This window comes from Allobosea minatitlanensis (assembly GCF_964020775.1).
In genome coordinates, this window is the sequence record NZ_OZ224509.1 from 177,357 (window position 1) to 198,320 (window position 20,964).

17 protein-coding genes are annotated in these 20,964 nt (G+C 68.8%); 3 read left to right on the plus strand and 14 right to left on the minus strand.

The features are described 5' to 3' along the window. The first annotated feature begins 2 nt into the window (after nucleotides 1–2). Nucleotides 3–701, plus strand: coding sequence for a uracil-DNA glycosylase (gene ung, locus ACWH43_RS00905; protein ID WP_158445425.1), 699 nt, complete (start codon nucleotides 3–5; stop codon nucleotides 699–701). A gap of 34 nt (nucleotides 702–735) precedes the next feature. On the opposite strand, the gene ACWH43_RS00910 is transcribed toward ung, so the two are convergent. From ACWH43_RS00910 to ACWH43_RS00960, 11 genes are all read right to left on the minus strand, one after another. Next, the gene (locus ACWH43_RS00910) at nucleotides 736–1,968 is read right to left on the minus strand and encodes a phenylacetate--CoA ligase family protein (protein ID WP_158445426.1); all 1,233 of its coding nucleotides are present in this window, start codon (nucleotides 1,966–1,968) and stop codon (nucleotides 736–738) included. Between the two features lie 170 nt (nucleotides 1,969–2,138). Beyond that, complete coding sequence (locus tag ACWH43_RS00915) at nucleotides 2,139–2,984, minus strand: ABC transporter ATP-binding protein (RefSeq protein ID WP_158445427.1); 846 nt, start codon at nucleotides 2,982–2,984, stop codon at nucleotides 2,139–2,141. 87 nt (nucleotides 2,985–3,071) lie between these two features. After that, nucleotides 3,072–4,403, minus strand: a complete 1,332-nt coding sequence (locus ACWH43_RS00920; RefSeq protein ID WP_158445428.1) for an ABC transporter substrate-binding protein — start codon at nucleotides 4,401–4,403, stop codon at nucleotides 3,072–3,074. A gap of 101 nt (nucleotides 4,404–4,504) precedes the next feature. Further along, nucleotides 4,505–5,584, minus strand: a complete 1,080-nt coding sequence (locus tag ACWH43_RS00925; protein ID WP_158445429.1) for a branched-chain amino acid ABC transporter permease — start codon at nucleotides 5,582–5,584, stop codon at nucleotides 4,505–4,507. 13 nt (nucleotides 5,585–5,597) lie between these two features. Then, nucleotides 5,598–6,512: a branched-chain amino acid ABC transporter permease gene (locus ACWH43_RS00930; protein WP_158445446.1), complete on the minus strand. Its 915-nt coding sequence runs from the start codon at nucleotides 6,510–6,512 to the stop codon at nucleotides 5,598–5,600. Nucleotides 6,513–6,846: 334 nt separating this feature from the next. Then, entirely contained in the window at nucleotides 6,847–7,662 is an 816-nt protein-coding gene (locus ACWH43_RS00935; RefSeq protein WP_260348230.1) for an ABC transporter ATP-binding protein, read from the minus strand. After that, entirely contained in the window at nucleotides 7,659–9,641 is a 1,983-nt protein-coding gene (locus tag ACWH43_RS00940; protein WP_158445431.1) for an AMP-dependent synthetase/ligase, read from the minus strand. Before ACWH43_RS00940 ends, ACWH43_RS00935 begins: the two co-directional genes overlap by 4 nt. 418 nt (nucleotides 9,642–10,059) lie before the next feature. After that, nucleotides 10,060–10,188, minus strand: a complete 129-nt coding sequence (locus ACWH43_RS00945; RefSeq protein WP_260348229.1) for a hypothetical protein — start codon at nucleotides 10,186–10,188, stop codon at nucleotides 10,060–10,062. An 84-nt stretch (nucleotides 10,189–10,272) separates the two neighbouring features. Continuing rightward, nucleotides 10,273–10,485, minus strand: coding sequence for a hypothetical protein (locus tag ACWH43_RS00950; RefSeq protein WP_260348228.1), 213 nt, complete (start codon nucleotides 10,483–10,485; stop codon nucleotides 10,273–10,275). Between the two features lie 168 nt (nucleotides 10,486–10,653). Further along, nucleotides 10,654–11,331, minus strand: a complete 678-nt coding sequence (locus ACWH43_RS00955) for a Crp/Fnr family transcriptional regulator (RefSeq protein ID WP_158445447.1) — start codon at nucleotides 11,329–11,331, stop codon at nucleotides 10,654–10,656. Between the two features lie 95 nt (nucleotides 11,332–11,426). Beyond that, nucleotides 11,427–14,966 (minus strand): indolepyruvate ferredoxin oxidoreductase family protein, encoded by a 3,540-nt coding sequence (locus ACWH43_RS00960; RefSeq protein ID WP_158445433.1) that lies wholly within the window; start codon nucleotides 14,964–14,966, stop codon nucleotides 11,427–11,429. A gap of 290 nt (nucleotides 14,967–15,256) precedes the next feature. Between ACWH43_RS00960 and ACWH43_RS00965 the strand changes: the two genes are divergently transcribed. Together ACWH43_RS00965 and ACWH43_RS00970 are read left to right on the plus strand one after the other, a co-directional pair. Continuing rightward, nucleotides 15,257–15,907: a DUF1007 family protein gene (locus tag ACWH43_RS00965; protein WP_260348226.1), complete on the plus strand. Its 651-nt coding sequence runs from the start codon at nucleotides 15,257–15,259 to the stop codon at nucleotides 15,905–15,907. Continuing rightward, complete coding sequence (locus ACWH43_RS00970) at nucleotides 15,898–16,920, plus strand: nickel/cobalt transporter (RefSeq protein ID WP_260348224.1); 1,023 nt, start codon at nucleotides 15,898–15,900, stop codon at nucleotides 16,918–16,920. The genes ACWH43_RS00965 and ACWH43_RS00970 overlap by 10 nt, the downstream gene beginning before the upstream one ends. 4 nt (nucleotides 16,921–16,924) lie before the next feature. Here ACWH43_RS00970 and ACWH43_RS00975 read toward each other — a convergent pair whose 3' ends face one another. The 3 genes from ACWH43_RS00975 to ACWH43_RS00985 form a co-directional block, all read right to left on the minus strand. Continuing rightward, on the minus strand, nucleotides 16,925–17,866 hold the full coding sequence (locus ACWH43_RS00975; RefSeq protein ID WP_158445435.1) for a DUF6454 family protein: 942 nt from the start codon (nucleotides 17,864–17,866) through the stop codon (nucleotides 16,925–16,927). Between the two features lie 224 nt (nucleotides 17,867–18,090). Further along, nucleotides 18,091–19,287, minus strand: coding sequence for an amidase (locus ACWH43_RS00980; protein ID WP_158445436.1), 1,197 nt, complete (start codon nucleotides 19,285–19,287; stop codon nucleotides 18,091–18,093). 4 nt (nucleotides 19,288–19,291) lie between these two features. Next, nucleotides 19,292–20,881, minus strand: a complete 1,590-nt coding sequence (locus ACWH43_RS00985) for a gamma-glutamyltransferase family protein (protein ID WP_158445437.1) — start codon at nucleotides 20,879–20,881, stop codon at nucleotides 19,292–19,294. Between the last annotated feature and the right edge of the window lie 83 nt (nucleotides 20,882–20,964).

The following is a 20,964-nucleotide window of genomic DNA, read 5'->3' on the forward strand; positions in this document are numbered from 1 at the left end:
GCGTGACCTGCGTCGCGGCGCTCGCCGCCTTTCTCGCCTCGCCGGGCGCCGAAGGCTGGCGCGCATTGCCTGCCTTCGCGCCGGGCGGGCCGGCCGCCCGCGCCTGCGCGGCGGTGGACGCCGAGCGCGCGGCCGGGCATGTCGTCGCTCCGGCGCCCGAGCGCGTCTTCGCCGCCCTGGCCCTGGCGCCGCTCGCCGCGGTCCGGGCGGTCATTCTCGGGCAGGACCCCTATCCGACCCCGGGCCATGCCAACGGCCTGGCCTTTTCCTATGTCGGTCCGCCGCCGCTGCCGCGCTCGCTCGTCAACATCTACAAGGAGCGCGCCGCGGATCTCGGAAAGCCTCCTCCGGCCGATGGCGACCTGACGCGCTGGGCCGCGCAGGGGGTGCTGCTGCTCAACACGGCGCTGACCGTGCGCGAGGGAGCCAGCAAGGCGGGGTCGCATCTCAGGCTCGGCTGGGGCAAGGTCAGCGACGAGATCATCGCCGCCGTCTCGCGCGAGCGGCCGCATGTCGTCTTCCTGCTCTGGGGCGGGCCGGCGCAGGCGAAGCGGCCGCTGATCGACGAGAGCCGGCATCTGGTCATCGCCAGCGCGCATCCCTCGCCGCTCTCGGCGCGGCGCGGCTTCTTCGGCTCGAAGCCGTTCAGCCGGGCGAATGCCTGGCTGTCGGCGCAGGGGGAGAAGCCCGTCGACTGGTGAGGCCGCCGCCGGCCCGGCGGGCGGCGCCCGATGTTCAGCCCACCGGGCGTTCGTCGGCGATGACCTTGCCGTCATTGGGCAGGGCGCCGAGCGGCAGCACCTCGACCTTGCCCTTGAGCTTGGTCACCTGCTGCAGGGTCGAGGAGACGGCGTCGACGAAGCCGGCCGGCTCGGCATAGATCTCGGCCTTGAGGGTCATGGTGTCGGTCTCGTCGGCGCGGCCGACGACCAGCCTCAGCTTGGCGATCTCGGCGTGGCGCCGGGCGATCTCGGCGACCTGCTCCGGGCGCACGAACATGCCCTTGATCTTCGCGGTCTGGTCGGCGCGCCCGAGCCAGCCCCTGATGCGGGTATTGGTCCGCCCGCAGGGGCTCAGCCCCGGCAGCACGGCGGTGAGATCCCCGACCGCGAGCCGGATCTGCGGATGGTGCGGGTCGAGATTGGTGACGACGACCTCGCCGACCTCGCCTTCGGGCACGGGGTCGCCGGTGCCGGGCCGGACGATCTCGACGATCAGGTTCTCGTTCAGCACCATGCCTTCGCGCGCCGAGGTCTCATAGGCGATGACGCCGAGATCGGCGGTGGCGTAGAGCTGGTAGGCGTCGATGCCGCGCTCCCGGACCCAGGCCTGGAGCGAGGGCGGGAAGGCGGCGCCGGAAACGACGGCGCGCCGGATCGAGGAGATGTCGACGCCGCGGGCTTCCGCCGCCTCGATCAGGATCTTGAGGAAATCGGGCGTGCCGGCATAGGCGGCGGGCCGGTAGGCGCCGATCACCTCCATCTGTTGCTCGGTGTTGCCCGGCCCGGCGGGGATGACGGCGCAGCCCAGCGCTCGGGCGGCCGAGTCCATGATGAAGCCGCCCGGCGTCAGATGGTAGCTCAGCGTGTTGAGTACGATCTCGCCGGCCCGGAAGCCGGCGGCCCGCAGGCCGCGCGACGCGCCCCAGGCATCCCCGGCCGCCGCTTCCGGCTCGAAGATCGGCCCGGGCGAGGTGAAGAGCCGGCCGAAGCTGCCCGGCGCCCCCGGCACGAGGCCGCCGAAGGGCAGAGACGCTTTGTGCAGCGCCGGCAGATCGGCCTTGCGCAACACCGGCAGGCCGGCCAGCGCCTTGCGGTCGGTGATCGCGTCCGGTTCGATGCCGGCGAGCCGCTCGGCATAGGCGGGCGCCTGCATCGCCGCCTTCAGCAGCTTGGGCAAACGCGCGAAGAGATCGGCCTCGCGCTCCGCCGGCGAGCGGGTTTCGAGCGCGTCGTCATGCTCGGTCATCGGAAGCGTCCTCGGGTCACCTGTAAACCGGCGTGGCCGTCCGGGGCGAAGCGAAGCGCAGACCCGGCATCCATGCCTGAACTCTCGTCGGCAATGTCCCGGCACGGCTCCCGGATCGGCGCGGCTTCGCCGCCTGCCCGGGATGGCACGGCCAGGGACAATGCGTGCCGCTATGACAGCCAGCGCTTGCGGCGCTTGTAGCTCTTCACCTCGCGGAAGGACTTCTTGTTGCCCTCGGCGACGCCGAGATAGAACTCCTTCACGTCCTCGTTCTCGCGCAGCATCCTCGCCTCGCCGTCCATGACGACGCGGCCGGTCTCCATGATGTAGCCATAGGTGGCATAGCGCAGCGCCATGTTGGTGTTCTGCTCGGCGACGAGGAAGGAGACGCCCTCATCGGCATTGAGCCGGCGGACGATCTCGAAGATCTCCTCGACGATCTGCGGGGCCAGCCCCATGGAGGGCTCGTCGAGCAGGATCATCTTGGGGTTCGACATCATCGCCCGGCCGATGGCGCACATCTGCTGCTCGCCGCCGGAGGTGTAGCCGGCCTGGGAGGAGCGCCGCTGCTTCAGGCGGGGGAACAGCGTGTAGATCTTCTCGAGGTCGCGCCGGATCGCGGCGTTGCCGTCGCGGCGGGTGAAGGCGCCGGTCAGCAGATTCTCCTCGATCGAGAGATGGCCGAAGCAATGGCGGCCTTCCATCACCTGGATGCAGCCGCGCCGCACCAGCTCGTTGGGCGAAAGCGTGTCGACGCGCTCGCCGTCGAAGACGATCGAGCCCTTGGTGACCTCGCCGCGCTCGGCCTTGAGCAGGTTGGAGATCGCCTTCAGCGTCGTGGTCTTGCCGGCCCCGTTGGCGCCGAGGATCGCGACGATGCCCTTGCGCGGCACGGTGAGCGAAACGCCCTTCAGCACCAGCACGACATGGTCGTAGATGACCTCGATGTTGTTGAGCGACAGGATGGTGTCGCTCGTGGTCGTCGCGGCGGGCTTCTCGAGGGTAGAGGTGGACATCGGTGCCTCCGGCAGTCGGCAATAGGCAGTCGGCAGTCGGGATCGGCAGGGTCTACTGCCGATTGCCCACTGCCGACTGCCGTCAGATCAGGACGACTTCTCGCAGGGCTCGGTGCGCTTCGGCCAGTTGCCGGCCTTCTCGACATAGTCCTTGGCGTTGGCGTCGACCAGCGGCTTGACCTGGTCCTCCAGCGGCGCGGTCCAGTCCGTGCTCTTCGTCCATTTCTTGCCGTCCCATTCGGAGACGAACATCTTGCTGTGGCCGGAATGGTCGGTGCAGGTGATCGTCGTCGGCGTGACGAAGCCGCCGAGCCCGATCTCCTTCAGCTTCGCCTCGGTGAGGTTGAGCGATTCCAGGCCGCGGCGCATGTCCTCGGCGTTGATCACCTTCTTGCCGGTGATCTTCTGGGCGTTGCGGATGCCCTCGACGACCAGCATCGAGTTGTAGACGCCGCGGTTGTAGAGCGCCTCGCCGACCTTGTCCTTCGGCGTCGTGCTCTTGCCCTTGTCGACCACGTATTTGAGGATGTCCTGCAGCGCCGGGGCGTCGGTGCCGCTCAGCGCCCAGCTCAGCGACTTGTAGCCCTTGGCCTGGTCGCCGCCGGCGCGGGCGTCGTCGTCGCCGCCGGCCCACCAGACGCCGACCATCTTGCCGATCGGGAAGTTGTTCTTGATCGCCTCCTTCACCGCGGTCGGGTTCATCGCGCCCCAGCCCTGGTTGTAGATGAAGTCCGGCCGGTCGCGGCGGATGCCGAGCCAGAGCGAGCTCTGGTTCTGCATGTCGGCGGCGGGCACCGGATAGAGCTTCAGCTCGAAGCCGTATTTCTTGGCGAGGCTTTCGAGCACCGGAATCGGCTCCTTGCCGAAGGGCGCGTCGAGATGGATCAGGCCGAGCTTCTTGCCCTTGAGCTTGTCGAAGCCGCCGAGTTGGTCGGCCATGTACTTCACCATGACGGAGGCGCCGTCCCAATAGGTGAAGGGCGGGATGAAGACCCAGGGGAAGCTGTTGCCGTCGGCCGAGGCCGAAAGGCCGTAGGCCATCGACAGGATCGGGATCTTGTCGACATGGGCGCGCGGGATCGCGGCCAGCGTCGCGCCGGTCGACCAGGGCGAGTAGAGGATCGTGTTCTTCGACTTGGCCTGCTCGTAGCACTCGATCGACTTCTTGGTGTCGTAGCCGGTCTCGCACTCCTCATAGACGATCTTGACGCCGTTCACGCCGCCGTCGCGCTCGTTGATCATGGTGATGTAGTCGCGCATACCGTCGCCGATCGGGATGCCGGAGCCGGAGAACGGGCCGGTGCGATAGGCGTTGTTGGCGAAATAGACGCTGTCCTGCGCCATGGCCGGGGCGGCGAGGGCGGTCGCCGCCAGCAAGGCCCCGAGCGCCGCACCCTTCATCAGCTTCCTGCTTGTCATCGGTTCTCTCCGTTCGTTTCCTCCGGGCGGTTCCAGCCGTCCCGTTCTGCTTTCCGCCGGCGCTTCTGTCGTGCCGGTCGTTTCTTGGGCTCCGTCCCGGTTCAGTACGGGAAGGGCCATGTCCGCAATTTCTGCTTGCCGATCTGCCAGAGCCGGGCGAGGCCGTGCGGCTCGACGATCAGGAAGAAGATGATCAGCCCGCCGACCAGCATGTAGGTGACATGCTCGGCGGTGGCGCCCGAGAGCGGGATGCCGAGCGCCGGCAGACCGAATTTCAGCGCCGTCGGCAGCACCGAGAGGAAGGCCGCGCCGAAGAAGGAGCCGATCAGCGAGCCGAGTCCCCCGATGATGACCATGAACAGGATGCTGAAGGAGAGGCGGATCGAGAACACGTCCGCCGCCTCGCCGCCGCCGTACCAGAGGAAAATCATCATCGCGCCGGCGACGCCGGCGAAATAGGAGGAGACGGCGAAGGCCATCAGCTTGGCGTTGAGCAGCTTGATGCCCATCAGCTCGGCGGCGATGTCCATGTCGCGCACCGCCATCCAGGAGCGGCCGAGCTTGCCGTGGACCAGGTTCGAGGCGAACCAGGTCAGCACCACGACGAGGCCGAGGCAGACGAAATAGCGCGTCTCCGGCGTCGCGGAGGCGCCCGTCAGCGGAATGTCGAACAGCGTGCGCTGCGGCACCTCGATGGCGCCCGAGGCGTTGTAGTTGAACAGCCAGGGAATGCGCACGAAGGCCCATTGCAGGAAGAACTGGGCGGCGAGCGTCGCGACGGCGAGATAGAAGCCCTTGATCCGCAGCGAGGGCAGGCCGAAGAGCACGCCGATGCCGGCCGAGAACAGCCCCGAGAGCAGGATCAGGACGATGATGTTCACGTCGGGGAAGAGCGTGGTCAGCTTGTAGCAGGCATAGGCGCCGACCCCCATGAAGGCGGCGGTGCCGAGCGAGATCAGCCCGGTATAGCCGGTGAGGATGTTGAGCCCGATCGCCGCCAGAGAGAGCACGAGGAAGGGGATCATCACCGAGGCGATGAAGAAGTCGCTGCCGAAGAAGGGGATCGCGACGAAGGCGATGGCCAGGATGACGGCGATGCCGATCCGGTCTTCCCGCAGCGGGAAGACGGCCATGTCCGCGGCATAGCTGGATTTGTACTGGCCGGCCTCGCGGTAGAGCATGTCGTCCGGCTCCTCAGATGCGTTCGATGATCTTGTCGCCGAAGAGACCCTGCGGCCGGAACAGCAGGAAACCCAGGGCGATGAAATAGGCGAGCCAGCTCTCGATGCCGCCGCCGACCAGCGGCCCCCAGTAGAACTCGCCGAGCTTCTCGCCGATGCCGATGATCAGGCCGCCGACGATGGCGCCCGGGATCGAGGTGAAGCCGCCGAGGATCAGCACGGGCAGGGCCTTCAGCGCCACGATCTCCAGCGCGAAGGAGACGTCCGAGCGCGCGCCCCACATGATGCCGGTGATCAGCGCGACGATGCCGGCGGTGAACCAGACGATGACCCAGATCTGGTTGAGCGAGATGCCGACCGAGAGCGCCGCCTTGTGGCTGTCGGCGACGGCACGCAGGGCGCGGCCGATGCGGGTGTATTGGAAGAACAGGGCGAGCAGTCCGATCATCAGCGAGGCGATGACGGCCGCCGCGATGTCGATCTTCTGGAGCGAGACCAGACCGCCGAGAATCTGCAGGTCGAGCGCGCCCCTTGGCAGATAGAGCTGATCGGCGATCATCTGCTTGGGATTGCCGCCGAACAGCGCCTCGCCGAAGCCGATCAGGAAATAGGTGATGCCGAAGGTCGCCATGAACAGGATGATGTCCGGCTGGTTGACCAGTGGCCTGAGCACGACGCGCTCGATGGCGAGGGCGAGCACGAACATCACGCCGAGCGTCAGGATCACGGCGAGGAAGGCCGGGACGCCCTTCTCGTAGAGGCCGACCAGCGTCAGCGCCGCGAACACCACCATGATGCCCTGGGCGAAGTTGAACACGCCCGAGGCCTTGAAGATCAGCACGAAGCCGAGCGCGATCAGGGCATAGAGCACGCCGGCGACGAGGCCCTCCCAGATCGTCTGCACCAGCAGGTCCGGCGCCTGCGCCATCTGCTGGAAGGGGTCGACGAAGATGGCGTAGAGCGTGTTCGAGGAATCGAAGCGAATGCCGATGGCGAGCGCCGCGACGATCGCGACGAGGACCAGGGCGAACTTGACCAGCGGGCTGGCGAGGAGATTCGGCGCGGGGCGGGTGGCGATGTCGCTCATGGGTTCGCTTCCTTGCGCCTCGACCCAAACGCGCGGTCATCCCGGACAAGCCACGAAGTGGCGCCGATCCGGGATCCATGCCTGAGCCCTTCCGGAAAGGCTCCGGCATGGATCCCGGGTCTGCGCTTCGCTTCGCCCGGGATGACGGCATGGGTTTGAAGACCGGAGAGGCTCATCAATGCGCCACTCCCAGATAGGCGTCGATGACCTTCTGGTCGCGCTTGACCTCGTCGGGCGTGCCGTCGGCGATCTTGCGGCCGTATTCGAGCACGACGACGCGGTCGGAGAGGTCCATCACCACCCCCATATCGTGCTCGATCAAAGCGATGGTTGTGCCGAACTGGTTGTTCACGTCGAGGATGAAGCGGCACATGTCCTCCTTCTCCTCGAGGTTCATGCCGGCCATCGGCTCGTCGAGCAGCAGCAGCTCCGGCTCCATGGCGAGCGCGCGGCCGAGCTCGACGCGCTTCTGCAGGCCGTAGGGCAATTTGCCGACCGGCAGCTTGCGGATGTGCTCGATCTGCAGGAAGTCGATGATGTCCTCGACGACGCGGCGATGCGCGATCTCCTCTTGCATCGCCGGGCCGTGGCGCAGCGCCTGCCAGAAGAAGTTCTTCCGCATCTTGAGGGTGCGCCCGGTCATGATGTTGTCGAGCGTCGACATGCCCTTGAACAGCGCGACGTTCTGGAAGGTGCGGGCGATGCCGCCGGCGGCGGCGCGATGCGGGCGCATCTTGGCGCGGCGCTCGCCCTTGAAGACGACGCGGCCTTCCTGCGGCTGGTAGAAGCCGTTGATGCAGTTGAGCATCGACGTCTTGCCGGCGCCGTTGGGGCCGATGATGGCGCGGATCTCGCCCTTGCGGATGTCGAAGGAGACGTCGGTGATCGCCTTCACGCCGCCGAAGCGCAGCGAGATGTTCTCGACCGAGAGCAGGACCTCGCCCTTCTCGCGGATCGGTGTGCCGGTCACGTTGATAGGTTCCGCGTTCATGCTGCCCTCGCCGAGGCCGGCGCCTCCTGAGCGACGGGATAGGTCCTGGCTTCGCGGACCTTGACGCGGGCCGAGATCACGCCCTTGCGCCCGTCCTCGAAGGTGACCTCGGTCGAGATGTCGGCGGCTTCCGAGCCGTCATAGAGGGCCGTCACCAGCGGGGCGTAGCGCTCGGCGATGAAGCCGCGGCGGACCTTCTGGGTGCGGGTCAATTCGCCGTCGTCGGCGTCGAGCTCCTTGTGCAGGATGAGGAAGCGCTTGATCTGCGCGCCGCCCATCATCGGCTCGTTGGCCAGCGAGCGATTCACCTCGTCGACGTGCCTGGCGATCATGTCGTAGACGAGGTCGTGGCCGGCGAGCTCCTGATAGGAGGCGTAGACGACGTTGTTGCGCTCGGCCCAGTTGCCCACCGCCGTCAGGTCGATGTTGAGCGCGACGGTGACGTAGTCGCGGCCCTGGCCGAAGGCGACCGCCTCCTTGATGTTCGGATAGAATTTCAGCTTGTTCTCGATGTATTTCGGCGGGAAGAGCTCGCCGCTGGCGAGCTTGCCGACATCCTTGGCGCGGTCGATGATCTTGAGGTGGCCGCCCTCGTCGAAGAAGCCGGCATCGCCGGAGCGGACATAGCCGTCGGCCGTCATGGTCTCCGCCGTCTTCTCGGGGTCCTTGTAGTAGCCGCCGAAGATCGAGGGCGAGCGGTAGAGCACCTCGCCATTGTCGTCGATGCGGATCTCGACCAGCGGCGCCGGCTTGCCGACCGTGTCGGCCTTGATCTCGCCGTTCGGCTGCATGGTGATGTAGACCCCGGCCTCGGTCTGGCCGTAGAGCTGCTTCAGGTTGACGCCGATCGAGCGGTAGAAGCGGAAGAGCTCGGGGCCGATCGCCTCGCCCGCCGTGTAGCCGACCTTGATGTTGGTCAGGCCGAAGCGGTTGCGCAGCGGCCCGTAGACCAGGATGTCGCCGAGCCTGTAGAGCAGCCGGCCCTTCAGCGGCACGCTCTCGCCGTTCAGGATCTGCTCGCCATAGCGCTTCGCCACATCGAGGAAATAGTGGAACATCCTGCGCTTCAGGCGGCCCGCATCCTCCATGCGCACCATGGTGATGGTCAGCATCGTCTCGAAGACGCGCGGCGGAGCGAAGGCGTAGGTGGTGCCGACCTCGCGGCGGTCGTCGATGACGGTGTCGGGGCTCTCCGGGCAGTTGACGCAGAAGCCCGCCAGCATCGCCTGCGCATAGGAGAAGACGTGGTCGCCGACCCAGGCGATCGGCAGATAGGCGATGACCTCGTCGCTGTCGTTGAGCCCGTCGAAGCCGCAGCCGATCTCGGCGGCGATCAGGACGTTGTAATGCGAGAGCATCACGCCCTTCGGCCGCCCGGTGGTGCCCGAGGTATAGAGGATGATCCCGAGATCGGAGCCCTGGCCCTGCTCCATCTCGCTCTGGAGCGCGGCCGCGGCCTGCGGGTCCCGCAGCGCCCCGGCGCCGGCCTGCATCACCGCCTCGATGGCGTGGAGCTTGCTGTGGTCGTAGTCGCGCAGGCCCCGCGGCTCGTCATAGAGCATGTGCCTGAGATGCGGCAGGCGGTCGGCGATGGAGAGGATCTTGTCGACCTGCTCCTGGTCCTGCACCACGGCGAAGACGGCTTCGGCATGGTCGAGGACATAGGCCATCTCATCGGCGACGCTGTCGGCATAGACCGGCACGGGGATGGCGCCGAGCCACTGGGCCGCGCACATCGACCAGTAGAGCCGCGGACGGTTGTAGCCGACGATCGCGACCTTCTCGCCGCGCTTCAGCCCGAGATCCTGAAGCCCCTTGGCGAAGCTGCGGACATGATCGGCGACCTCGGCCCAGGTCCAGGACTGCCAGATGCCGAGATCCTTGTGCCGATAGGCCACGCGCCCGGCGCGTTCGCGGGCGTTGCGCAACAGCAATTTCGGAAAGGTATCCGCCTCACCGGCGGTTCCGTTCGCCACGATTGCGTTCTCCCTGTCGAGTCGCCGTCCGTCGCGGCGACTTCAATGCGGGCCGTTGAGGCCTCGTTCTCATGCAAGCCTTGCAGGCGCCCCGCATCTTCGCAAGGAGGTGCTTGACAGACAATTCTCCTTTTGGTGACTATTGTCCCGCCGAAGTTCGCGCCGGAGAATTATTCTCGCGCAACGAGCGCTTTTCCTTCAATCTTTTCAGCCTCTTGGTTCGCCGCTCCGGCGCCGCTTGCTCATGTGCAAAGCCCGCCCTCCGGGAAGGGCGGCGGGCTTTCGGAAACCGGATCGGGCCGGTTCCGTCGCGGTGATGGTGCCGGCGCTGGGCGTGGTGCGGCGGTCCGCGGCGATGGTGCCGGTGGCTGCAGGAGCCATGATGACGATAGACGCGCCGGTGCTCCATGCGGTGGCGCGCCTATGCGGCCGGCAGCTTGTCCAGCGTGGCGCCGAGCGCCGCCGGCGGCGCGCTCTGCGGCGCGGCGCTGGCCGGGCTCGCGGCGAAAGCGGCCAGGGCCGGGCCGGCGGCAATCAGAAGCCTGCGCATCGAACGTTTCTTCCTTGCATCCTTCGGTCCGCGCAGGAAGCAGGCCGGAGCGGAAGGGAGCTGAACGCCGCGTTCGGCCGGCGTTCAGCCGTCGTGGCGGGCGGCTGCCCTCTGCCAGGCGAGCCGGTGCAGTTGCGCCTCGCGCAGGGAGAGGATGCGGACCCTGACCGGCCTGACCGGCTTCATCGCCTCATGCCAGGCCGCCAAGGCGTGCCGGACGATCTGCGCCTGCCGTGCGGCATAGGCCGCCAGCCGGTCGTCGATGCGCTTCACGATCTTTCCCAAAAGGCCGGACATCTCGGTCGATCCTCCTCCGCCCGCGGCGGCTTTCCATATCAACGCGCGAAACGGGATTTGGTGCCGTCGCGCCGTTGCGCAAGCGGCCGGGCATCCCGCCTTGGTCCACCGCTGTGATCTTGCATCGGCTTTTCCCGAAGACCGCGCTCCGCTTTCCGGACCGATGCTCTAGGCTTCGTAGCGGGCCAGCCGCTCGAGGTCGCGAATGGTGACGCTGCCATGGCCGAGCTCGATCAGGCCGAGCGCGGCGAGTTTCGCCAGCCCCTGATTGGCCATCTGCCGCGAGATGCCGGCGAGCATGCCGAGCTCCTCCTGCGAGATCGTCAGGGTCCGGTCGAGATCGGGATAGAGGATCGGGTTGAACAGCCAGGCGAGGTTGCGGGCGAGGCGCCCGGTCGAATCCAGCGTACGCTCCGTCTCCGCCAGCGAAATGAACTGGGCGAGGCGCTCGTTGAACTGGTGGACGAGGAAGCGGTTGAACGCGGCCGAATGCTCGAACAGCCAGAGGAAGGTCGTCCGCCGCATCAGGGCAAGCCGGGTGTCGCGCAGCGCCACCAGCTCGTAGCGCCGCGGTTCCGCCTTGATCACGGTGCCTTCGCCGAACCAGGCGCCGGCGCGCAGCCCGGCCAGCGTCGCCGATTTGCCCGATTTCGAGGTGGTCGCCATCTTGACCAGGCCCTCGGCCACGCCGGTCCAGGATTCCAGCCGGTCGCCGACATGGCAGATCGAGGCGTTTTTGCCATAGCTCTTGAAGGCGATGCCGCGCCGCGCTTCCTCGAACTCGGCCTCCGACAGATCGCGGGACCAGGAGGCGATGGCGCGCAGTTCTTCAGGGGCGATCGAGATGGCGGTGGTTCCGGCAATGGAGCTGCTCGGGGCAGTATGGGCCGCGACGGCATCCCGGCTCAAGTTGGACGAAAGAGGGCGCGGGGCGCCGCACCCTATTCCGCCGCCTGTGGCAGGGCCGCGGCGGAGCCGCTCAGCAGCCGGTCGAGCAGCGCCGCCTCCTCCGCCTTGGCGGCGGCGAGATGGCGCTCCTTGACGTGGCCGAAGCCGCGGATCCTGTCCGGGATCGCCGCGAGCGCGACGCAGAGCGCGTGGTTCTCCGGCGTCAGCCGGGTCAGGAGCTCGTTCAGCAGGGCTTCGTAATCCGCGATCAGCTTGCGTTCGGTGCGGCGCTCCCGCGTGTGGCCGAAGGGGTCGAAAACAGTGCCGCGCAGGCCCTTGAGCTTCGCCAGCAGCGCGAAGGCGCCCATCATCCACGGCCCGAAGCTCAGCTTGCGCGGCAGGCCGGTGTTCGGGTCGCGCCGCGCCAGCAGGGGCGGAGCCAGATGGAACTCGAAACGCAGCTTCCCGCCTCCCGCGCCTTCCGGCTCGAAGGTCGCGGCGACCTGCCGGCGGAAGGCGCCGTCGCTGTAGAGGCGCGCGACCTCGTATTCGTCCTTGTAGGCCATCAGCTTGAACAGGTTGCGCGCGACGGCCTCGCTGAGCCCGCTCTGGCCCGGCGTCACGGCCGCCTCCCGCGTCTGCGCGCGGGCGACGAGGTGGCGGTAGCGGGCGCCATAGGCGGCGTTCTGATAGGCGGTGAGGAAAGCCGCGCGGCGGGCGATGATCTCGTCGAGGCTCTGCGAGAGATGGCGCGCCGCCGTCGGGGCCTTGGCCTGCGCCAGCAGTTCCTCGAGCGCGGCGGGGTCGTGCGCGGCGCGGCGGCCGAGCTCGAAGGCCTCGAGATTCATCGCCACGGCCTCGCCGTTGAGCGTGATCGCCCGGCGCAGCGATTCCCGTGACAAGGGCACGGCGCCGAGCTGCCAGGCATGGCCAAGCATCAGCATGTTGGCGGCGATGGCGTTTCCGAGGAAGGCGACGGCCGCGGCGGTGGCGTCGAGGAAACGGGTGTGGTCGCGCCCCGCCGTAGCGAGGATGGCGCGCTTCAGCCGCTCGGTCGGCAGCGAGAAATCGGCGTTGCGGGTGAAGTCGCCCGGCAGGCTCTCGGCCGTGTTGACGATGACGGTGCCGCCCGCGGGGCGGATCGCGCCGAGCACCTTCTTCGAGCCGGTGACGGTGAGGTCGCAGCCGAGGACGAGGTCGGCCTGTCCCGCCGCGACGCGGATGGCGTGGATGTCCTCCGGCCGGGGCGCGAGCTTGACATGGCTGAAGACGGCGCCGCCCTTCTGGGCGAGGCCGGCCATGTCGATCATGCCGCAGCCCTTGCCTTCGAGATGCGCGGCCATGCCGAGAATGGCGCCGATGGTGACGACGCCGGTGCCGCCGACGCCGGTGACGATGACGGCGAAGCTGCGATCGAGGGCCGGGACGGCCGGTTCGGGGATGTCGCCGGCCGCGAGCGCGCCGGCATCGAGCCGCATCGGCTCGGCCTTTTTCGGCCTGGCGCCGTGGACGGTGACGAAGGAAGGGCAGAAACCCTTCACGCAGGAGAAATCCTTGTTGCAGTTCGACTGGTCGATCTGGCGCTTGCGGCCGAATTCGGTTTCCAGCGGCTGCACCGAGACGCAGTTGGACTGCACGCCGCAATCGCCGCAGCCCTCGCAGACAAGTTCGTTGATGATCACGCGCTTGTCGGGATCGGGATAGGCGCCGCGCTTGCGGCGCCGGCGCTTCTCGGTGGCGCAGGTCTGGTCGTAGAGCAGGAGAGAGACGCCGGAGGTCGCCGCCAGCTCGCGCTGGACGGCGTCGAGCTCGTCGCGGTGGTGCAGCGTGGTTCCGGCCGGCCATTGCGTGGTGGCGGGGTATTTGCCGGGTTCGTCGGTGACGACGGCGATGCGCTTCACGCCCTCGGCCGCGACCTGGCGGGCCATCTGGTCGGGCGAGAGATGGCCTTCCGCCTGCTGGCCGCCGGTCATGGCGACGGCGTCGTTGTAGAGCAGCTTGTAGGTGATGGTGACGCCGCTGGCGACGGCCCAGCGGATCGCGAGCGAGCCGGAATGGGTGTAGGTGCCGTCGCCGAGATTCTGGAAGACGTGCCCGCGCGTCGAGAACGGCGCCTCGCCGATCCAGTTGGCGCCCTCGCCGCCCATCTGGGTGAAGCCGGCGGTGTCGCGGTCCATCCAGAGCGACATGAAATGGCAGCCGATGCCGGCATAGGCGCGCGAGCCCTCGGGCACCACGGTCGAGGTATTATGCGGGCAGCCCGAGCAGAAATAGGGCGTGCGCCGCGCGATCTCCTGCGCCTCGGCGAGCCGTCCCTGGGCCTTGGCGATCTCCTCCAGGCGCGCGCGGAGGGCCGGGTCGTCGCGGTATTGCAGCAGGCGCGCGGCGAGCGCGATGGCGATGTCGTTGGGGTCGAGCGCGCCATGGGGCGGGAAGAGCCATTCGCCGTTCTCGTCCTTCTTGCCGACGATCATGGGCTGGTGCGGCGTGCCGTAGAGCTCCTCGCGAAGCTGGACCTCGATCAGCGAGCGCTTCTCCTCGACGACCATGACGAGGTCGAGGCCCTTGGCGAAATCCTTCAGCTCCTGCGGGTCGAGCGGCCAGGGGCAGGCGAGCTTGAACAGGCGGATGCCGAGATCGTTGGCGCGGACCTCGTCGAGGCCGAGATCCTCGAAGGCCTGGCGGACGTCGAGATAGGATTTGCCGACGGTGATGATGCCGAGGCGCGGCGCCTGGCCGCCGGAGGTGATCGTCTGGTTCAGCCGGTTGGCGCGCAGATAGGCCAGGACCGCCTCGCGCTTGTCGATATGCAGCCGGCGCTCCTGCGCGATGAAGTCGAGCTCGCGGCGGATACTCAAACCACCCGGCGGCATGGCGAAATCGGTCGGCGTGACGATCTTCACGCGGTCGAGCGCGCCGTCGACCGAGGCGGTCGATTCGATGTTGTCCTTGACGCATTTGATGCCGACCCAGACCGAGGCGAAGCGCGAGAGCGCGATGCCGTGCAGGCCGTAATCGATGATCTCTTGCACGCCGGCCGGGTTGAGGATCGGCATCATCCGGTCGACCAGGACGAATTCGGTCTGGTGGGCGTTGGTCGAGGATTCGGCGGTGTGGTCGTCGCCCATCAGGCAGATCACGCCGCCATGGGGCGAGGTGCCGGCCATGTTGCCGTGGCGGAAGACGTCGCCGGAGCGGTCGACGCCCGGCCCCTTGCCGTACCAGAGCGCGAAGACGCCGTCATATCGGCCCTCGCCCTGCAATTCGGCCTGCTGCGAGCCCCAGACCGCCGTGGCGGCGAGGTCCTCGTTCAGCCCGGGCTGGAAGACGATATGCGCCGCCTTCAGCGCCTTGCCGGCGCGCATGAGCTGCTGGTCGAGCCCGCCGAGCGGCGAGCCGCGATAGCCCGAGACGAAGCCGGCGGTGTTCAGCCCGGCCTGCCGGTCGCGCTCGCGCTGCATCAGCAGCATGCGGGTGACGGCCTGGGTCCCGGTGAGGAAGACCTCGCGCTTGGCCAGGTCGTATTTGTCGTCGAGCGCGACGGGGCGGAGCCCATCCGCTCCGGCGCCGGAACTGCGCGTTGCCTCGGCCATGGCCGGCCTCCCGATCAACGTTCCCTCGGGCCGGTTGATCCGGCCTCGCGACCTGTCTCGCTGCAAGATATGTCAGCAAGGCTGACATGGTTGCCGGTGGCGGTCAATCAGATTGGCATTGTTCCAGTTTTTCTCCGCGGGTCCAGGCTTGCCGGCGCGGGCCGGGCTGCGCGAAATGCCTGCGCCGCGATTTGGCCCCGATTCGCGGCGATGGCTTCGCGGCCCGGTCGCGCGATCGTCGCGCGGCGGCCGTATCGCTCTCGGCCCCGGATCTGTGGAGGATACCGTTCTTGACGGGACGCGCGCTTCTTTCGGCCCTGTCGGGCATCGGCCTGCTCTGCGCCTTCCTGGCCGGGCCGGCACAGGCGCATCCGCATGTCTGGGTGAAGGCCAAGGCCGAGATCCTGTTCGCGCCTGACGGCAGGGTGCGGGCGATCCGCCACCACTGGAGCTTCGACGAGGCCTATTCGGCCTATATCACTCAGGGGCTCGACAAGAACGGCGACGGCAAGCTGACGCCGGACGAGCTGGCCGAGCTCGCCAAGGTGAACATGGATTCGCTGCCCGAGGTCGAGTTCTTCACCATCGCCAAGATCAATGGCCGCAAGCAGGAATTCGGCACGCCGGACGAGGCCGGCCTCGTCTTCGACAACAAGATCCTGACGCTGACCTACACCCTGCCGCTGAAGAACCCGCCGCCGAAGAGCCGTTCCTTCGGCATCGAGATCGGCGACCCGACCTATTTCGTCGCCTTCGAGATCGTCGAAGCGCCGGACGCCGTGGTGACGCGCGATGCGCCGGCCGGCTGCATCGTCCGGGTCAACCGCCCGCCGAAGCTCGACGACGACGTGGCGCAGAAGCTGGCGCAGGAGGACATCACCGCGACGCCCGACATGAGCGGCTACGAGGTCACGACCCGGGCGCTGGTGGCATGTCCCTGAACCCGGCTGAGAGCGCGATGCCGGTCGGGCCGGGCTGGGTGCGCCGCGCGCTGCTCTGCGCCTTGGCCCTGGCCGTCGTCGCCGGCGGACTCGCGCTGCTCGCTTTCGCCGTCTCGCTCTGGAGCCCGCCGGCGCCGCCGCCGCCGCGCAACCCGTTCGGGACCGCGCTGCCGCGCGAGGCCCTGCCCTCGACGACCGGCATCGGCGCGGTGCTGATCGCCTGGCAGTCGAGCTTCTACCGGGAGCTCACCGCGACGCTGAAGGCGATCGCCCAGACGCCCGCCGCGATCTGGGGGCTGCTCGGCCTCTCCTTCGGCTACGGCGTCTTCCACGCGGCCGGCCCCGGCCATGGCAAGGCGGTGATCTCCGGCTACATCGTCGCCGACAACCGCAGCCTCGGGCGCGGGCTGGTGCTCAGCTTCGCGGCGGCGATCCTGCAGGCGCTCGTCGCCATCGCGATCGTCTCGGTCGCGACGCTGATCTTCCGCACCACGGCGGCGCAGATGAACATGGCGACCAGCGCCATCGAGCAGGGCAGCTTCCTGCTCGTCGCGCTGGTCGGCCTGCTGGTGCTCTGGCGCAAGGCGGGCAGCTTCGCCGCGCTCGGGCAGGACGGCGCCGCGCATGACGCGTCCTGCGACCATGTCCACCTGCCGGATGCGCAGGAGATCGCCCGCCTCCGGGACTGGCGCGACATGGCCGGCGTCGTTCTCGCGGCCGGCTTGCGGCCCTGCGCGGGGGCGCTGATCATCCTCGTCTTCGCCGCGACGCAGGGGCTCTACTGGGCCGGCATCGCCGCCGCGCTCGCCATGGGGCTCGGCACGGCGATCACGACGGGGGCGCTGGCGGCGCTCGCTGTCTTCTTCAAGTTCGCGGCGCTGAAATTCGCCAGCGGCGGCAGCCTGCGCTCGGTCCGGCTGCTCGCCGGGCTGGAACTGCTCGCCGCCGCCTTCGTCGCGGTGCTCGGCGCCGCGCTCTTCGCCGGCCTCTGGATCGGCGGGATGGGGAGCTGAGCGCTCAGCGCGCCGCTGCCTCGTAGACGAACAGCGTCGACTTGTCGTCGTCCGGCATGAAATAGGCCCGCACGCCCTCTGCCGCAGGCTCGACCCAGAACGGATTCTGGGTCATCGGCAGGCCCGAGGGCGCCCAGAGCTCGACCGGGAGCTGGTAGACGGGCCGGTTGTCGCGCAGGTCGACGATCTCGAGCCCGCCCAGCCGGAAGAGGGGGGCGTCGGGGCCGGTGCGGTAAGTGTTGAGGCCGGAGCAGAGCATCCGGCCGCGGCCGATGAAATGGCAGTCCTGGTAGTCGATGTAGAGCGCCGGATTGGCGACGCGCAGCGCCTCGGGAGCCGCATCGGCATTGGTGATCCGGCCCTCGGCGTCGAGCGGCCATTTGTAGAAGCGCCGCGAGCCCCAACTGACGCCGTGGAGCGAAGCGTCGTCGGTGTTGTGGACGATGCCGCCGATGTGATCCTTGAAGCGGAAGACCTCGGTCGCCTTCATCGTCGTCGGATCGACCTTGTAGATGATCGAATGGCTGTTGGGCCGGTATTCGGCCACAGGCACCCAGATGTGCCGGCCGTCATAGTCGATGCCGCCGGGATGGTAGATCGATCCCTCGCCCAGCGTGAGGTCGGCCAGCAGGCGGCCTTCGGCGTCAAACTTGAAGAGATGGCCGACGCCCTCGCCGGTGTCGCGGTCATAGCCGTTCTGAGGGGAGGGGAAACGGTTCGTCTGCTTGCGGATGTCGACGGAGGAGACGAAGAAGGCGTCGCCGACCTTGACCATGCCCTGAGGGTGGAATGTCGGAAACTGCAGCGTCACCGCCGCCTTCCGCTGCCATTGCGTCGCGCGCGTCAGCTTCGGGACGAGATCGTCGAGGGCCGGGTCGGCGGCGAGGCCCGCGTTGGCGGTCAAAAGGGCGGCTGCGAGCAGTCCGGTCGCGAGGTTCGTCTTCATCGGGCTCTCCCAGGTTGCGACGACGCCATGCCGGCGTTCTTTTTCAGTTTGATGATCGACGGCCCCGCGGAGGCGGCCTCCCCGGACACAGCGATGCACCGGCCTCGATATCGAGCCGGCTCAGGATAGCAGTTTCGGCGCCAATGTCGCCTGTCGCGCGGCCGGCCGCGGTCGCGCCGATGCGCGAAGCCGGGCTGGAACCGGCTTCGCGGCTCGTCCTGCTCTCAGGCGATCCTGACCCGCGTGGCGTGCTCATAGGCGAGCGCGAAGGCGATCAGCGAGCTGTCGGAGCCCCGCGGGCCGATCAGCGAGAGGCCGAGCGGCGCGCCTTCCCGCTGCGCGACCGGAATCGTCACCTGCGGAAAACCGGAGAGCCCGGCGAGGCAGAGCAGTCGCAGCGCCCGGTTGCGGAAGTCCTCGAGCTCGGCCTCCTCGGCGCTGACCAGGGGCGCGATGTCCGGCACCGTCGGCAGGATCAATACGCCGTCCTGGCCGAGCAGCCGGGCCAGCCGCGCCCGGAACGTCTTCCGCACCGCCTCGCCCCTGGCGTATTCGGCGTCCGTCACCGCCCGGGAGAAGGCGAAGCGCTCCCTGACGCCCGGCCCGAGCGGCGGGGCGAAGCGCTCGATCATCGGGCCGTCCGCGATCCAGGCCTCGCGGCCCTGGATCCAGCGGAACGCCCAGTAGAGCGCGTCGATGTCGCGGGCGACCTTCAGGCTCTCCGGCTGGCCGACGCTCGGCAGGGCGCGCTGGACGACGTTGCGCAGGATCGTCTCGGCCTCCGGCACGGCCTGGGCGAACATGTCCTCGGCGAGGAGAAGCCGCGGCGTGGCGGGCAGCTCCGTCCGGTCCCGGCCCAGCAGGACATGGCCGACGCGGGCGAAGGTCTCGCCGTCGCGGGCGAACCAGCCCGGCGTGTCGAGGCTCGCCGCGAGCGGCCAGACCCGCTTCAGCGAGAGCCGTCCATGTGTCGGGCGGATGCCGAAGAGCCCGCCATAGCTCGCCGGCGCGCGGACCGAGCCGCCCGTGTCGGAGCCGAGCGCGATATCGGCGAGGCGGCCGGCGACCGCCGCCATCGAGCCGCAGGAGGAGCCGCCGGCGATGCGGGACGGCGCGGCCGGATTCACCGGGGCGCCGAAATGCGCGTTCTTGCCGTTGAGCGAGAAGGCGAGCTCGTCGGTATGGGTCTTGCCGACGAAACGAGCGCCGGCGCGCAGCAGCTCCTTCACGATCGGCGCGGTCTTGGCCTTGATGCCGGACTGCGCCAGCACCATCGGCGAGCCGGCGCCGGTCGGGTAGCCCTTGACGTCGAACAGGTCCTTCACCGCCAGGGTGAGGCCCGCGAGCGCGCCGGTCGGGCTGTGCCGCACCGGCGCGTCCGGATAGGGCAGGAAGCAGCGGAACGGGTCGTCATAGGTCATCGCGTCAGATCCCCCTCGCATCGCCGTCCGAGCGCGGATCATGCACCGCCTCGACCGGGCCGCGGGCCTGCTTCACCAGCATGCCGGCATGGCCGAAACCCTCGGAATAGGCGGCGCCGCTCTCCTCGACCGGGTGGCCGGCCGCAGCGAGCCGCGCCAGCAGGCCGGGGTCGAAGCGGCTTTCGACCCGCAGCGCGGTGGAGGCCGAGCCCCAGGTCCGGCCGAACAGCCAGCGCGGCGCGTCGACCGCATCTGCAAGGCTCTGGCCGAGGCGGTAGCGCGTCAGGATCTGCGCCTGGAACTGCGGCTGGCCGTCGCCGCCCATCGCGCCATAGGCGAGGATGCGCCCGTCCTCGAAGCGGGCGAAGGCCGGGTTCAGCGTGTGGAAGGGCTTGCGGCCCGGCATCAGCGGGTTGGCCGAAGCCCTGTCGAGCGAGAAGGAGGTGCCGCGGTTCTGCCAGTGGATGCCGGTCGCCGGCAGCACGCAGCCCGAGCCGTATTCCCAGTAGACCGACTGGATGTAGGAGACGGCGAGGCCCCTGCCGTCGATGGCGCCCATCCAGACCGTGTCGCCATGGCTCTGCTGAACCGGCCAGGGCGCGGCGCGCCCGGCGCCGATCGCCGCAGCCTCGCGCGCCAGCGCCGCCTCGCCGAGAAAGCGCGCCGGGTCGCCGGCGGCATGGGCGGGGTCGGTGACGTGGCGGTCGCGGATGGCGAGGGCGCGCTTCGTCGCCTCGATCAGCCCATGATGGTGCTCGAAGGAATCGAGCCCGGCCCGGCCGAGCCGCTCGAACAGGCCGAGGATGAGCAATGCCGCGAGGCCCTGCGTCGGCGGCGGCAGGTTCCAGACGGTGAGGCCGGGCAGGGCGAGCGAGAGCGGCGCGACGGAGCGGGCGCGGTAGCGTTCGAGATCCGCGCGGGTCACGGGGGCGCCGAGGCGTTCGAGATCGGCGGCGATCTCGCGGCCGACATCGCCGCGGTAGAAATCGTCGAGCCCGGCATCGGCGAGCTGCTGCAGCGTCTCCGCCTGCGCCGGCATCTTGCGCCGCGTGCCGGGCTTGGGCGCTTCGCCCTCCGGCCAGAAGGTCTCCAGGAAGCCCGGCGCCGCTTTCAGCGCTTCCAGCTCATGGGGCTTGCCGGCGCATTCCGACGCCGAGATGGCATAGCCCTCGCGGGCATGGCGGATCGCATCGGCCAGCAATTCGCGCGGCGGCAGGCGCCCCCCCAGCGCGGCGGCGAGGTCGAGGGCGAGGCGCCAGCCGCCGACGGCTCCCGCGACCGTCAGCGCGGCTTCGGGTCCGCGCGCCGGGATGCCGTTATGGCCCTTGGCGCGATAACGCTCGATCGTCGCCAGCGACCCGGCCGCTCCGCAGGCCTCGATGCCGTGCATCCGGCCGCCGGGCTCATGGACCAGCCAGAAGCCGTCGCCGCCGATGCCGTTCATATGCGGATAGACCACCGCGATCGTCGCCGCCATGGCGACCATCGCCTCGATGGCGTTGCCGCCTTCGGCCAGGATGGCGCGGCCAGCCTCGGAGGCGAGGTGGTGGGGCGCCGCAACCGCGGCCGAAGCGAAGGCAGGCGTCTCGATCATCAGGACTTTGCAATCTCCCGGGCCATCCCCATCTGGCCGAAAGGCGCCAGTCGGGCGCGATTTTGTTGCATGGAGCGGCAGGC

Coding starts and splice junctions, on each gene's coding strand:
- ACWH43_RS00910 (WP_158445426.1), bottom strand. CDS start 1,968: ATGACCGAGCATGACGACGCGCTCGAAACCCGCTCGCCGGCGGAGCGC.
- ACWH43_RS00915 (WP_158445427.1), bottom strand. CDS start 2,984: ATGTCCACCTCTACCCTCGAGAAGCCCGCCGCGACGACCACGAGCGAC.
- ACWH43_RS00920 (WP_158445428.1), bottom strand. CDS start 4,403: ATGACAAGCAGGAAGCTGATGAAGGGTGCGGCGCTCGGGGCCTTGCTG.
- ACWH43_RS00925 (WP_158445429.1), bottom strand. CDS start 5,584: ATGCTCTACCGCGAGGCCGGCCAGTACAAATCCAGCTATGCCGCGGAC.
- ACWH43_RS00930 (WP_158445446.1), bottom strand. CDS start 6,512: ATGGCGCAGGCGCCGGACCTGCTGGTGCAGACGATCTGGGAGGGCCTC.
- ACWH43_RS00935 (WP_260348230.1), bottom strand. CDS start 7,662: ATGAACGCGGAACCTATCAACGTGACCGGCACACCGATCCGCGAGAAG.
- ACWH43_RS00945 (WP_260348229.1), bottom strand. CDS start 10,188: ATGCGCAGGCTTCTGATTGCCGCCGGCCCGGCCCTGGCCGCTTTCGCC.
- ACWH43_RS00950 (WP_260348228.1), bottom strand. CDS start 10,485: ATGTCCGGCCTTTTGGGAAAGATCGTGAAGCGCATCGACGACCGGCTG.
- ACWH43_RS00960 (WP_158445433.1), bottom strand. CDS start 14,966: ATGGCCGAGGCAACGCGCAGTTCCGGCGCCGGAGCGGATGGGCTCCGC.
- ACWH43_RS00970 (WP_260348224.1), top strand. CDS start 15,898: ATGTCCCTGAACCCGGCTGAGAGCGCGATGCCGGTCGGGCCGGGCTGG.
- ACWH43_RS00975 (WP_158445435.1), bottom strand. CDS start 17,866: ATGAAGACGAACCTCGCGACCGGACTGCTCGCAGCCGCCCTTTTGACC.
- ACWH43_RS00980 (WP_158445436.1), bottom strand. CDS start 19,287: ATGACCTATGACGACCCGTTCCGCTGCTTCCTGCCCTATCCGGACGCG.
- ACWH43_RS00985 (WP_158445437.1), bottom strand. CDS start 20,881: ATGATCGAGACGCCTGCCTTCGCTTCGGCCGCGGTTGCGGCGCCCCAC.